The sequence below is a fragment of the Serratia quinivorans genome (assembly GCF_052113645.1).
Classification (GTDB): domain Bacteria; phylum Pseudomonadota; class Gammaproteobacteria; order Enterobacterales; family Enterobacteriaceae; genus Serratia; species Serratia quinivorans_B.
Genome location: NZ_JBIEIU010000024.1, coordinates 1 through 13,905, shown reverse-complemented (window position 1 = coordinate 13,905; position 13,905 = coordinate 1). Strand labels below are relative to the sequence as shown.

General features: G+C 45.3%; 16 protein-coding genes. All 16 read left to right on the top strand.

Going from position 1 to position 13,905, the window contains the following annotated elements; translation table 11 throughout:
• The first annotated feature begins 2 nt into the window (after positions 1 to 2).
• On the top strand, positions 3 to 659 hold the full coding sequence (gene virB5 / locus ACGS9J_RS25265) for a P-type DNA transfer protein VirB5 (protein ID WP_442233362.1): 657 nt from the start codon (positions 3 to 5) through the stop codon (positions 657 to 659).
• A 79-nt stretch (positions 660 to 738) separates the two neighbouring features.
• A complete protein-coding gene (locus tag ACGS9J_RS25260) occupies positions 739 to 1,134 on the top strand; it encodes a hypothetical protein (protein ID WP_442233361.1) in 396 nt (131 codons plus the stop codon).
• Positions 1,135 to 1,142: 8 nt separating this feature from the next.
• Positions 1,143 to 2,072 carry a type IV secretion system protein gene (locus ACGS9J_RS25255; protein ID WP_442233360.1) on the top strand — a complete coding sequence of 310 codons (930 nt, stop codon included), beginning with the start codon at positions 1,143 to 1,145 and terminating at the stop codon, positions 2,070 to 2,072.
• Between the two features lie 176 nt (positions 2,073 to 2,248).
• Positions 2,249 to 2,602, top strand: a complete 354-nt coding sequence (locus ACGS9J_RS25250; RefSeq protein WP_442233359.1) for a type IV secretory system conjugative DNA transfer family protein — start codon at positions 2,249 to 2,251, stop codon at positions 2,600 to 2,602.
• Position 2,603: 1 nt separating this feature from the next.
• The gene (locus ACGS9J_RS25245) at positions 2,604 to 3,380 is read left to right on the top strand and encodes a virB8 family protein (RefSeq protein ID WP_442233358.1); all 777 of its coding nucleotides are present in this window, start codon (positions 2,604 to 2,606) and stop codon (positions 3,378 to 3,380) included.
• Positions 3,381 to 3,382: 2 nt separating this feature from the next.
• The gene (locus ACGS9J_RS25240) at positions 3,383 to 4,183 is read left to right on the top strand and encodes a TrbG/VirB9 family P-type conjugative transfer protein (protein WP_442233357.1); all 801 of its coding nucleotides are present in this window, start codon (positions 3,383 to 3,385) and stop codon (positions 4,181 to 4,183) included.
• Positions 4,167 to 5,384 carry a TrbI/VirB10 family protein gene (locus ACGS9J_RS25235; RefSeq protein WP_442233356.1) on the top strand — a complete coding sequence of 406 codons (1,218 nt, stop codon included), beginning with the start codon at positions 4,167 to 4,169 and terminating at the stop codon, positions 5,382 to 5,384. Before ACGS9J_RS25240 ends, ACGS9J_RS25235 begins: the two co-directional genes overlap by 17 nt.
• A 5-nt stretch (positions 5,385 to 5,389) precedes the next feature.
• Positions 5,390 to 6,403, top strand: coding sequence for a P-type DNA transfer ATPase VirB11 (gene virB11 / locus ACGS9J_RS25230; RefSeq protein ID WP_442233355.1), 1,014 nt, complete (start codon positions 5,390 to 5,392; stop codon positions 6,401 to 6,403).
• Positions 6,404 to 6,405: 2 nt separating this feature from the next.
• Positions 6,406 to 6,759: a hypothetical protein gene (locus ACGS9J_RS25225; RefSeq protein WP_442233354.1), complete on the top strand. Its 354-nt coding sequence runs from the start codon at positions 6,406 to 6,408 to the stop codon at positions 6,757 to 6,759.
• Positions 6,760 to 6,784: 25 nt separating this feature from the next.
• The gene (locus ACGS9J_RS25220) at positions 6,785 to 8,299 is read left to right on the top strand and encodes a type IV secretory system conjugative DNA transfer family protein (protein WP_442233353.1); all 1,515 of its coding nucleotides are present in this window, start codon (positions 6,785 to 6,787) and stop codon (positions 8,297 to 8,299) included.
• A complete protein-coding gene (locus ACGS9J_RS25215; protein ID WP_442233352.1) occupies positions 8,238 to 9,215 on the top strand; it encodes a toxin co-regulated pilus biosynthesis Q family protein in 978 nt (325 codons plus the stop codon). The genes ACGS9J_RS25220 and ACGS9J_RS25215 overlap by 62 nt, the downstream gene beginning before the upstream one ends.
• A gap of 6 nt (positions 9,216 to 9,221) precedes the next feature.
• Positions 9,222 to 9,668: a type IV pilus biogenesis protein PilM gene (gene pilM / locus ACGS9J_RS25210; protein WP_442233351.1), complete on the top strand. Its 447-nt coding sequence runs from the start codon at positions 9,222 to 9,224 to the stop codon at positions 9,666 to 9,668.
• Between the two features lie 14 nt (positions 9,669 to 9,682).
• Positions 9,683 to 11,326 carry a PilN family type IVB pilus formation outer membrane protein gene (gene pilN, locus ACGS9J_RS25205; protein WP_442233350.1) on the top strand — a complete coding sequence of 548 codons (1,644 nt, stop codon included), beginning with the start codon at positions 9,683 to 9,685 and terminating at the stop codon, positions 11,324 to 11,326.
• The gene (gene pilO2, locus ACGS9J_RS25200; protein ID WP_442233349.1) at positions 11,327 to 12,643 is read left to right on the top strand and encodes a type 4b pilus protein PilO2; all 1,317 of its coding nucleotides are present in this window, start codon (positions 11,327 to 11,329) and stop codon (positions 12,641 to 12,643) included.
• Positions 12,630 to 13,193, top strand: coding sequence for a type IV pilus biogenesis protein PilP (pilP, locus tag ACGS9J_RS25195; RefSeq protein ID WP_442233348.1), 564 nt, complete (start codon positions 12,630 to 12,632; stop codon positions 13,191 to 13,193). Before pilO2 ends, pilP begins: the two co-directional genes overlap by 14 nt.
• A 9-nt stretch (positions 13,194 to 13,202) precedes the next feature.
• Positions 13,203 to 13,905 (top strand): ATPase, T2SS/T4P/T4SS family (locus ACGS9J_RS25190; protein WP_442233347.1); only part of this gene is annotated, 703 nt, incomplete at its 3' end.

Here is a 13,905-nt window from a genome sequence, read left to right as displayed (position 1 = left end):
GCATGAAAAAGAGTCTTATAGCAATTGCGACTGCATTGGGTATCGGCGTAACACCTGTGATCACTACTGCGACGGGAATACCCACTATCGATGTGGCGAATATCGCTCAGTTGGCGCTAAATGCCAAGCAGCAGGCAGATGAAGCCCTATCACAGTTGAATAAGGCAAAGGAGGCGATCCAACAGGCGAAAAGTCAGTATGACCATTACAAAGGCCTGGTAACGGGTAACGACCAATTGGGAAACTTTCTTAACGATCCTCTGCTTAACAAAGTGTTGCCGCTTGGTGATTGGAACGATATTTATTCAAATACAAAGAATCTGGCTGATCTGCGTAGCCGCTATGGCTTGACGTCCAGTGACCCTAACGTACAGAAATCGTTTGACCACTTACTGTATCGAGCCGGAGCACTGGAAGATACATATAACGCGGCCTCACAACGCATAAAAAACGCGGAACAGCTCCGTCAGAAACTTAATACAGTGCAGACGCCGCAACAACGTGAAGAACTGGGGTTGCGGCTACAGCAAGAGCAGTTGGAGTTGCAGAACCAACAGATGCAGCTTCAAAACGTCAAAATGTTGATGGATCAACAAGAGAGAATTGAAGATAAAAAAAGAGGTCAAGATTTCATGGATAAATTAGGAGGTGGCGCATAAATCCTTAACTCACATTATGTTATTTGTTGAATATTAATGGGTTTAGGATGTAAAATAATCTTTTAAATTTGAGGTTATTATGAAGAAGATTATATGTATGGCTTTTTTTTCAACTATCCTGCTTACAGGATGCAAGGGTGATGGTAATGAGTTTAATGGTGCGTGGAAACAAATAAATGGGTCTCCTGATTCCCCTTATCTTTTAGAAATTAATTGCAATGATACATGTCATGTTACCAGTCGTTCTATTAATAATGGTAAGTGGGCAGTTATAGAGGCCGATTGGTTAATATCCAACGGTACAATAAGCCATTCAGGAAAGTCTCTGAAATTTAATGATGGAAAGTTATCTGGTGGGAATTTGGTTTATCAAAAGATAGATTCCAATAACATTTCATCGATGATGCAAGAGAAAGAACGGATGGATGATAAACAACGAGCCAATGACTTCATGAAAAAACTTGAAGGAAACTAGGAGGCTGCGTGGCTATAGAGTTGCACATTGCTGACACTCTATATCGAGCTATAGATACTGCTTTATCAGGAACCATATCAACCGGCACCTCATTACTAATGATTGGTGTCGGTACTATTTTTGGCACTTTCTGGTTGATAGATAGAACGGTAAACTCTATAACTTGGTATTTTAAAGGCTTTGAGGGCGTTTTACGAGATGAAATTATGAATGCAATAAAATCCGCGTTCATAATATTTAGCGCGTTTAACATATCATGGTATATGAATGTTGTTGTTCCGTTTGTTAATGATATGCCTACATGGGCGATGGCTCAATTAGCAAGTGGAGGCATAGGTAATAATCAAGTTGATACTTTAATTAATGGGTTCCTGAATGGTGTTTGGGAATTTATAAAAACAATGAAATTTAACCCGCTCACTAATGATTTTTCAATCATTATCGGTGGGGTTGTTACTTTAGTTGCGATGTTATTAGGCGGCGTTCCATTTCTTCTGACATGTGTTGCTACATTAATGACGTTAAAGGTAGCAACAGCACTTTTTCTCGTTGTCGGCCCGTTATTTATTGCTTTCGGTTTGTTTGATCAAACTAGGCAGTATTTCTGGGGATGGGTTTCGTTAATTGGTGGATTTATGCTTACGCAAATAATATTTGGGGTTGCAATAACCCTTGAAATAAATTTCTTAAATGCATACGTGATTACAAACGATCCTAATGGATTATTAAGTGGTACTTTTAGCGGAGCATTTGCTCTTCTGTTCTATTTCGGTGCATTTACTGCAATAGCTACCGAGATTCCAAACTATGCGGCATCTGTTATGGGAGGCTCTCCTAGTGGTGTTCATGGACTAAAAAAATTGCTTCTTAAACCTACAGGGTTAGGTGCTGCGACCCGAATGTCTGGTGCTCTGAGAAACCGTATTCGTCCCGCCTAATATCAGCAGTTACTCTACAATTTAATCTAAATAGTGAATTCAATTATGACCAATAGACTTTGTTTATGGTTATTAGCATTGTTATTCATCATATCCGGCTGTAGTTCGCAACCGGATAAAAACACTCATGCTGATGAGTGGATTAATGTTAATAAGTTTACAGCTAATAACCATTAATGATTGATATTATGAATCTAATGGGAACTATTTTATCTAAACCCGGTAACCGGAGTGAGAATGTGATGAAATCTAGGAAAGTCAGCATAAATGATACTCATGAAATGCCAATAATCCCTGGCGATACCACGCCGATTCGCGGTAAGGGTGTGGGATTGATTATCCCTACAATGCGAACGTATCCAGATTCAGTAATGGTTATGGATGTGACCCATGATGTGTGGGACTTCATGGAGGTTATTAAAACTGGACATTCAGGCAGCCTTGTTTCGCTTTCCGGTTCGCCCCATGAAGCGTTTAATCGTTTGGAATCGCTTAAATGTTCAACGGCTAATAATCATTCTGGAGATTGATATGTTTGGAAAGAGAACAAAGGAAGTTGTAAAAGAGGCCTACGATATTGAAAAGGGAAAGGATAACCTCTCGCCTGAACAAGGCAGGAACATTAGCGAGGCAAGTCGAGCTTATACACAAGCCGCGCAATGGTTCGAAAAACATATTGCAGAGGAAGAGAAAAAGAAAACCAAAAATGCAAAGCGCCTAACCATTTTTTTTGGTGTAATTGCTTTTATGTCAATTGGTGCTGTTCTTGGTCTGACTCCATTAAAAACAGTAGAACCCTATCTTCTTCGTGTTGATAATAACTCCGGTTATACCGATATTGTTAAGTATGGGGGGTATAATGACGCTAGTGAGCGTGATGACTCATTCTGGACGACAACGTATATAAGACAGCGTGAGAGTTATAATTTCTCAACACAGGATGCTCGTTATCACATTGTCGATTTAATGTCTTATCCTGGGACGTTTACTGAGTACAAAAATTTCCAGTTATCCAAAAAGGGATATATGGATCAGTTGGGTGATAAACGGCAAATCCGGGTTGATATTAACAACATCGTTTTCTCCCAAAGAGATAAAGACAAGCATACCGGAACGGTTCAAATACGGTTTACTAAAAACGTTCTCGATGATGCTGGTGTTCCTGTACAGGAAATCCCTGCAACAAAATGGCTTGCCACGCTCTCCTTTGACTATGGCAAACCGCCAAAAGTGCAAAAAGACGACTGGCTCAACCCAAGGGGCTTTGCTGTACGCTCGTATGAGTTAAGCCAGGAGGTAGGATATTAACGATGAAAATACACTTACTGGCGCTCTGTATCCTCACGGCTTATGTGTCTGCGACTCATGCTGAAACTGTTGGAAAGGGGTCGCAGTTGGATAAGCGCATCCAGACGGCGACTTACTCGCCTGATAACGTTTTTCGGGTGAATGCTTCGGTTGGCCGAGCGACTATGGTGCAACTTGAACCTGGTGAAACAATCCGGCGAGATAACGGGATTATGGCGATGGGCGATCCTGATGCATGGGAGGTCGGTCCGAATAAATCTGGTGATATGGTGACAATAAAGCCGAAGACTGACCAAGACCCTGACACCAACTTTATTATCAATACTGACAGGCGTACTTATATTATCGAATTGAAACTAGTAAAGGATGCATTACAAACTACCTATTTGTTGCGATTTAATTACCCGAAACCACCGAAAGTTGGTGAAACCCCGTTTGTTGGCCGTAACTTAAACCAGAACCCTTGCTCAGGTAGAGAGAATCGGAGTTACGAGAAGAAAGGTGATCTCGTCATCTCACCTTCTGAGGTTTGGGATAACGGTACATTCACATGTATGAGATTTCCTACAAATGCACCTCGTCCGGTTGTGTATGAAGTCCTTCCCGATGGAACCGAAACGCTTGTTAATTTCCATAATGTCAATGATATTTTGGTTATTCACAGTGTCAGTTCAATGTATAAGTTGCGATTGAATAAATTGGTGCTGGCTGTCAGGACAAATGCGAATAATACCGGTTTTTATAATTATAACGGTACGACGACCGGTGAAATTAGGGAGGCGAAAAATGACAGAAAACAGTGATGTTGATGAATCCACAAAAAACACGTCTCGTGGTGAGTTTAATCTTCTTGGAGTAAAAAAAGACCGAAAGCCTAAAGCAAAAGTTTTACTCGTTATTGGCGGCGGTGTTCTTTTTCTTTTTCTGGCTCTTGGTATTATTTTTTATTTTGCATTTAAAGCGATTGAAGCAAATAATCCTAATAAAGTTGATGAGTCAAAAGTTAAAGCCGATGCAGCATTGGCGGCGAAACCTACCACCGATGATGATATTCAAAAGAAAAGAGAACTGATCCTCAAGAGGCGACAGCAAGAGGAACAAAAGAAACTGGAAGACCCAACCCCAGCCCCCCAGAAAGCCGGTAAAGCAAATGCAGCAGCCGAGCCTGAGCAACCCAGCCCGGCCTATTTGCGAAAGCTCAGTGGTGGGATTGCCGTTCAGGAAACTGGCGGGGGTGGAGGCAGCCAGTCACAACCAGCCAGTAGTGATGCTGACGAGCAGCGCATTCGCACTTATGCTCAGGCCGACCCGGTAGCACCTGATGTGGATGGCGCTGCAAGCCTGGGCGCTCCGGTAGATAATACCAAGGGTAATATCGCCGATCTCAATGGCTCCCGTTATACGCCGACAAGTGCATATTTTTCGCCAAATCGTAAGTTCCTTCTAAAACGCAAGTCAAGCCTTCGTTGTGCGCTGTATACAGCGGTGAAAACGGATCATCCAGGCTTTGTTAAGTGCATACTCACGCAACCGCTTTATTCCTCAGATGGCAGCGTGATTATCGCCGAAGCCGGGGCTGAACTTGATGGTGAACAGAAGGTTCAGATAAGGCCGGGTCAATCAAGCGTATTTACTACCTGGACAGACCTTGAAACAACAGCAGGGGTTCGCGCCAGTTTGAATGCTCTTGGCACCGGTGCAATGGGCGAAAGCGGTACTGAGGCGTATGTAGACAATCATTATGGCGATCGGTTTGGTGGTGCAGTGATGCTGTCCTTTATACAGGATGCTTTCGCCAGTGCGGCAAATGCTACCAAACGCAACGACTCTACCTATTCATTTGATAATAGCCAAAGCAATGCTGAGAACATGGCAACCAAAGCGCTGGAAAACAGCATTAACATCCCTCCTACTGGTTATGTTCTTCCTGGAACCGTTATTAATGTGATTGTGGCTCAGGATGTTAATTTTTCCACCGTATTCAAGACCCGCACACCAAGGTAAATATTATGAGTTTTGATAATGCAGCGTTGGCGCGAGACTTTCTTAATCAAAGTGGCGTGCATGAGTGTTTGAATCGCCCAGGGATCAGGGATGTGGCGATTAATCGACCGGGGGAAATATGGCTTGAGAATGAGGACGGGTGGGTGAGGGAGGATAAGCCTAATCTTGATTACTCCCTTTGTATGAGATTAGCAAACTCCTTGGCAGCTTATAATAATCAAAGTCTCACAACTAAGTTTCCAATTAAAACAGTTGAACTCCCTGATAACGAACGTGGATTAATTGTTATGTCTCCGGCATGTGAAAAGGGAACTCTTTCCATGACATTTCGTAAACCTTCACTCGATAGGTTCACTTTACAGGACTACATAGAAAGTGGCCGTTTTGATAATGCCCAGGCGATTGATAGCAGTTCTATGGAACTGGAAGAATGGCAGATTAGATTAAAAAAATATCATCGTGAAAAGGATTGGGATAAGTTTTTCAAACTAGCAATTGAAAAAAAGTTAAATATTATTATATTTGGTGGTACGGGGTCGGGTAAAACAACATTCGCCATGTCATTGGTTGATTTGTTTCCAGCATATCGACGAATGCTAACGATAGAAGCTATTAATGAGTTAAAACTGCCACGTCACCCTAATCACGTTCATTTAACTTACGGTGATATTATTACGCCGAAAGAGCTAGTTTCTTGTTCATTGCGAATGAAACCTGACCATATCTTCCTTGCCGAGCTTACGGGGGATGAAACTTGGGACTTCATGGAGCTTCTTAATACAGGCCATCCTGGAACCATAACAACGGCTCACGCAAACGACACGATTTCTGGCTACGGTCGAGTTTGCGGGATGATAAAACAGTCTCCGGTAGGAATGGGACTTGATTATGATTATATAGAGCGACGAGTCAGAACATCGTTTGATGTCGTTCTTTATATGGGGAAAACAGAAATATTAGAAGTTCATTATGATCCAGAAACCAAGAACCAACTTTTAAATGGTATCTCTAGGCGGTAATCATGAAAATATTTTTCTTTGGTGTAGTTATATGGTTACTGGCGCTTGCTGCTTGCGTGATGATTGGTAACTATTCTGGTGGGGCGCTATATCTCTATCTGTCTGATGTACCTGTTAGCCAGGTAACATGGTGGACGTTATATAATGGTGTGCATTTACCCTTTAAACACCCTGATTTTTCCAGTGCAATATGGGGGGCTGTTTTAGGAGCGTGGATAGTTTTCTTACCTGTGTTTGTAGCGATTATTTTCCTTTGGTTGTATTTCATGCCTAAAACAAAGTCGCTTTATGGTAATGCAAGATTTGCCAATAATCGAGAACTTGAACCTCTTCATTACAAAGGCGACTACAACTAAATATAACCGAGTAAAGGATTTCGTCATGAGTAAAATTAAAAAGAAAGAATACCCCGGCATTATCATTGGCAAACATCCCACTAAAAACATTTTTCTTACATCATACGGTCAGACATTTATTCTTCTTGCCGCTCCTCCGGGAAGTGGTAAAGGGGTGAGTTTTGTCATTCCTAATCTGTTGTCATTTCCTGACTCAGTTGCAGTGAATGATCCAAAATTCGAAAACTGGAACATTACATCCGGTTTTCGTGCTGCCTGTGGTCATGAGTGTTATCGCTTTTCTCCCGAACTGCTGGAAACTCATCGCTGGAATCCGTTGTTTTATCTCTCCCACGATGAGTTAGAACGTTTTGCTGATATCAAAACCATAGCCACGACGCTTTTTGTCTCGCCGAACCCTGAGAACCAGGCTTTCTACAATAACGCAGGTAAGATTTTCTCTGCCCTCGTGTTGTACCTGATGGAAACACCCGAATTGCCGCTTACGCTACCGCAGGTGTACGAAATCACCAGTTTGGGGGAGGAGCTGCCTCAGTGGGTGGAAGAGACTATTGAAGCAAGGGATAACGAAGGGCGGATGCTGTCTCCTGAATGTATCCGAGAACTAATGAATATCATATCCATATCATCAAACCCGAAATCCTGGTCTATCTATATGGATATTCTCTCCGAAGTATTGGGGATGTTTGGTGAAAAGAAGGTTGCGTGGGCTGTCTCAGGAAATGATTTCGACTTTTCTAAGATGCGTGAAAGGAAAATGAGCGTTTATTTTTCTGTTACCAATGAGTCTGTAGATAAATTCGGTACACTTATGAATTTGTTCTTTACTCAACTTATGGGGGCAAACTCGAAAGTATTACCGGAAGATGGCGGCTTAGATGTAAATGGTGATCTGCTGCTTAAATACCAAATAGGTATGTTTATGGATGAAACGAAAGTGATGGGGCGTATAAAGGCATTTGAGAATGCACCTGCCCTTTTACGTGGTTATGGGTTTAGATTTAATTTTATATTCCAGAATAAACCGCAACTGCGAGCCAGAAACATGTATGGGAAAGAAACCGCAGATGCAATGATGAATGCCTTTCATGTTGAAATTGTTTACGCTCCGGCGAAGCAGGATTTTTTAACAGCAGATGAATACAGTAAGGCATTGGGAACAACTACCGTTCCAGTTACAACGTATTCCGATAATGTAGGTGGTAAACAAAAAAGTCGTGGACGTAACAGAACGGTACAGCCTAGACCGTTAATGCTTCCGCAAGAAATTCTCGATATGCCGTATGATGAGGAGATCGTTTTTATTCAAGGTAATAACGATACTAAACCGTTAAACATAAAAGCACGTAAGATATTTTGGTATAAGGAGGATGTTTTTAAATCAAGGGCAAATTTGCCCAGGCCTAATATACCTTTAGCCAGTAGGGACCAATTAGATGGAATAGTTATCCCTATGCGCCAAAAGGAGCAACATCTCAATGCTGAATTTAACGAGGGTTTTTCAGCCGTCATTGATGATGAACGGAAAAAAAGGCTTTGATATGCGAATAAAGAAAATAATCTTGGTTGGTTTAGTCGCTAATGTGTTATCAGCATGTAGCTCGCCTCCTAAACTCTCTGAACCAGAGGGAGATTGGGTCAGTTTTGAGCCTGTCATTTCACAGTCTCCCGTCCGGAAAACTTACCAAAGTGGTGCTGTAGACGTTGTGCCGCAGCCAATACCGATTATAACGACCTCAAGACAAGGGAACTCCGGTAAAACAGATTTCGTGAAAGCAGATGGGAAGCATGTTCCCTTATATACTGCTGTGCGAACGATTGTTCCTGAATCATGGAGTGTAAAACTCTCACCTGATGTCTCCCAGAGATTTCGGGGTACTGTTTCATGGACTGGCAATGATCAATGGCCCTATGTTCTTCAACGAATGTTGGAATCGAATAAACTTAATGCTCTTGTTGATTGGAACAACAGTAGAGTTTCCATAGCCTTTGCAGAAAAGCCAGCAGAGAAAGTATTGCCCGAAGTTAAAAAGCCAACGTCGGATAAATTACTGAAACCTACTATTCAGAGTAAGGCTAGGGACACAACATCGCCAGGCGGGGGTGATGCTAAAGTGGGGAAAAATCCCTTCACGATAAACACGGCTAAAAAACCCGATGTACCAGTGAAAAAGCCACAGCCTGTTCGTCTCCCTGTCTGGCGCGGCGAAGTGGGTTCGACGCTAAAAGACACGGTGTTCCGCTGGTCTGCGTCTCAAACCTGCACCGAAGGCGGTAATTGGCGTGTTATTTGGGATACCCCGGTAAATTATCATATTGATGCGCCGTTACGTTTTGAAGGTGACTTTAAAACAGCATTGAATGGCATATTTGGTCTGTATCAGTATGCACAAAAGCCGCTGTATGCGTTCACCAACAGTACGCAGTGTTTAATTAAGGTTACTGATAAGGGGTAGAATACGATGGGCTACCTTCTATTTTCGCTCTTTCTTGTTATTTTTTCTCTTGTTGGCTATATCGATAATCGACAAGCTTTCGAGCAAGACATTACGCAGATAGAGACAGTCACAACACAACGCGCTATAGATACTGTAAGGCTTATTAACGCCATAAATGATTATATTTATGACCACCCTGATGTAATTAATAGTGACAACCCTATTGTTCTACCCAATGCTCAATTGGGTATTACGGTTGATTCGGCAATAAATAATGTCATTTTTATAAAACGGGTATATGTCTGGCAAATGCCAGAGAGGGGATTAATGAAAGCATTGAAAGTGCAAACACTCTCCTCTGCCTTACTTGGTGAGGTTAAACATCGGCGACTCATTGATAACGGGAACGTTGATATGGGCGTAGACGTTCCCGCACAAATACCCGAAGGCGCAATAGTCTATTTAAATTAAATTGGAACGAACTCATGAAATTAAAAAAACTGCTTCTGACATGCTCAAGTGCGCTTGTTGCGGCGGCTCTACTCAACGGTTGCGCCAGTGTCGATCGCATTAATAACACGATGGATCAGGCCGGTTTAGACTATGACCGGGCGCAACGTCATATGTCTAACCTACAGGCTCAAAAATCGGTAGTGAAAGAGACAAATGCACAGTGGATTAATACGACGCCAATTATTGAACAGCGCACAGTAAATAAAGCGGCTCCTGGGTGTTCAATCACACTTAATCGACAGGGGAGTATCTCGCTGAGCGAAATAACACAACGGATCACGTCGGTATGCGGCGTACCTGTGACGATCTCGCCTGATGCGACGATGGCGTTGGGTGGAGTCAGTGGCGGGAAGACAGAACAGATCAGCGGCAGTATTCCTGCTCCTGATGCAACCGGCATGGTGCCGCTGGCGGCAATGGGGGGAGCAACAAAAACGGTTGTTACAGGCAGTGGGAACACCTTGAACGGGTTGTACTGGAGTGGCTCATTATCCGGCTTGCTGGATACCATATCCAGCCGGTTAGGGATTTCCTGGCGTTATGAGCAGGGCCGCATTTTCTTCTATTACCTGGAGACGCGATCTTTTGCGATTGCCTTCATGGATTCGAAAGCGGATTTCAACTCAAAAGTGGTCAGCGGGACAACGTCTTCGGCGGGAAATACCGGTGGGGGTGGCGGCAACAGTATTGCCGGGGATTCGAACACCTCTCAAAGCACGACAATGGAAATCAAAAGTTCGCTTTATGCCGATCTGCAAGAGTCGGTTAAGTCCATGCTTACCCCAACATCTGGAAGGATGTTTTTGTCCGCAGGGGTAATGACCGTAACCGACACACCGCAGGTGTTGGATGCGATCGGTAAGTTTATCGAGAACCGCAATAAAGAGCTTAATCGCCAGGTCGTGCTTAATGTTGAGGTGCTCAGTGTTGAAAAACGTTCTCAGGATCAGTTAGGCATAGACTGGAACGCGGTGTTCAGTAGCGGCAGTATCGGCGCTACGTTAGGCAGCGCTTTTACCGAAGCTGCCGCCAGTAGCATGACCGGCGGATTGTCGATCGTTGATGGGAAGCTGGCAGGTTCGAAAGCCTTTATTAAAGCCTTGTCCGAGCAAGCCAGGGTGAGCGTTGTAACCCAGCAGGCTAGTACAACAACCAATATGACGCCGTTGCCGATGCAGGTTGCTGATCAGGAGGATTACGCCGCCCAGGTCAGTACCAACTCTACGGCTAACGTAGGGACATCAACCTCTATCACACCCGCGACGATTACCACCGGCTTTAACATGACGTTGTTGCCTTACATCATGCCGGATGCCAACAACCTGCAACTCCAGTTTTCTATCAGTCTGTCCGATTCGCCGACCCGGAGAACATTCACCAGCGGCGACAGTTCGGTGGAACTGCTGAAAACCAAACTGAAAACGGTCAATCAGCGCGTCAATATGAAGTCCGGTCAAACCATCGTACTCAGTGGGTTCCAGCAAGGGAGCCGTAAAGGCAGTAAGCAGGGCGTAGGTAGCGCGAATTTCTTTGGCTTGGGTGGCGGGTATAACGGCGAGAATGACAATACCTTGCTGGTGATCCTCATAACACCAACCATCTTGCAGGGGGAATAAATGGGAGCCGTTCAAGACAATGCCAACGTGTGGCCGCTCGTCAGAGGGAAAACTGCTTATCTCGCTGGCGTAAATTGGGTGCCGGTATCCACCCGTTATCGCAAAAATATCAAGGGGCTGGCAAGACGCCAGGGCGCTGACAGGGTTGTCACCTATTCTTATCAAAATCAGGATACCGGGCGCGAATATGTGGCCGGGTTAATCAACCTGGCCGATCTTGGTCAACCGGTTCAAGCGGTGAAAGGTGTCTATGCCCTGGCGTTAATGGTTATTCCTGTATTGGAGCAAGCAGGGTACGCCATTATTAACCTTGCCCCTGACGTTTACACCTTCGTTGGTTGTGTTGATGGTGTGCTGATGAACGATGTTGTCGGCGACAAATCGGCGATGGAGCAGGCGCAACAGACTTTCCTCCAGTTTAACCCGGAGCCGGAAGCGGGCTGGCAGTGTTATGCACCGCCGGAATTTGGTTTAGAGGGCTGCTCAGTCTTCGATCTGGACAGCCTTCTGGCGGTCAAAAAACTCCCCGCATCGGCGCGGTTTCAATCGGTGTCCGCGAAAAAACCGCTCACTTGGGTAATCGTTCTGGTGCTTGCCTTGTGTGGCAGCTATTACGGCTACCGTCTTTATGCTGACCACGAGGAAGCCTTACGGCTCAAAGCCGCCCATGAAGCCTATTTACAGGCGCAGCAGGCGGCTCAGGAAGCAGCAACACAGGTCACGGCACCTTGGGAAAATGCGCCAGGTGTCAAAAGCTTCGTTGCTGCCTGTTCGGCGCGCTGGCAATCAGCGCCCTTGTCCCTGGCCGGTTGGTTATTCAGTGAAGCTGAGTGTGCGCAGATGAAGGGGAGTCAGGGGCGTATCCGACTGGCCTACACCAAACCGGAAGGTGGCACTGTGGGCGATTTCGCTTTCCGGGTTAAACGGTATTTCGAGGGTGAATACACGCCTTTCTTTAACGTCCCTGGGCCGGGGGATCTTGGCGGGTTTACGCAGCCTGTAGAACTGCTGATAAGCAGGGATAACAGACCGCTGCCAAGTGCAGATATTCAGGTTCAACGCATGACCACGTTCGCACAGCAAACCCGCCTCCAGTTTACCTTTGCGGAGGAAAACAACCGTATTACCAACGATGTCGGCGTAGAAACGCTCTTGCCCTGGCGGGTGTTCACGATGTCGTTGAAAACCGATATTCCCCCAACGTTGCTCTTTTCGGGACTGGACGATACCGGCGTTCGATTGAGCGCTATCAAGCTGTCGCTCCAACAGGGGCGCTTGACGTATCAAATTGAAGGAAAATTCTATGCTAAACAGTAAATTAATTCCGGGATGGCTTGTCCTGATTATTTGTGGCATGTGGGGACAATTGCCCGCGTATGCGGTGACAAATGAGTTACCGCCGTCTCCGCCGGCACAGGCGTTAGAAAAGGTCGAACCGCCGAAAGAACCCACTCAAAGGGTGGGGCATGGCGATGAAGCAAAGGATTTTACCCTTCGCCGCCTGGAGATGATCCAGGCCGAAACGGTGATCGTAGAAGCACAGGTTGCACGGGCAAAGGCCCTGAAATCCCTTGAAGACAGCGGTTCGTCCGGCAGTGTACCGGATGTGACGGCCGGAACGGCTGCGGTGGCGGTCAATGTGTCACAAGCGAAAAGCAAAGCGACGCCATTACCGCAGATCAATGAAATTTATGGTGCAGGCAACCGGCTGATTGCCCGTCTGGCGCTCGGTGATGGAAGTTATGCCGAATTGACTACCGGGCAGCAAGTGCCGGGAACTCAACTGAAAATCACCAGCATTTCAGCGCGGGAAGTGCGCGTTTCGGCTCTGGATGGTGCCGGGGTGCAGTCGTTACCGTTCAATTGAGGATAAGCAATGGATAATGTCGTTGAACGTCCTGGTGAAGACATCGAGCGCTTTGTGTGTGCGTCGTCTACTGACGAAGGTATTATCGATATCGTGGTGTCAGATAACCACAGAGCACAATTCTCGGTGCAGAATTACGTCAGCACTCTGCAACGTAAACATCCTGGGAAAACAAACGTAAAGTTCGTCTCATTCGATGAGGTGAGTCAATTCCGCGAGGCGAAGGGTATTGATAACCCACAAGGTGATGCGCGGGAAAATGTTGAAAGTCAGCAGCGGGTGCTGCGTTATTTCAAGCAGGCCGTCGAGCTTGGCGCTTCTGATATTCACTTTACCATTGGCCGGGATAACAGTGAGTTTACCTACGTAGAGGTTCGCGTTCACGGCGAACTGGAGCAGATTGATTGCATCGATAAACAAGATGGGATGCTGCTGGCTGCGGCTATCTGTCAGGGCATGTGCGATGTGACGGAAAAGCAGTTTTATCCCAACAGGCAGCAAGATGGCCGTATCAAAGAGGAATTCGTTAAGCCCCTTGGTATTTTTGGTGCGCGTTACAGTCATACCCCTGCTGTGGGGGGGCTTTATGCCGTGATGCGCATTATTCCTGATGATGGTAATAATGTTCCTTCATTAGAGGGGCTTGGTTTTTTGCCCGAACAGAATGCCACCATCAAACGTATCCTGCGTCGCCCGGAGGGCATTGTTGTAC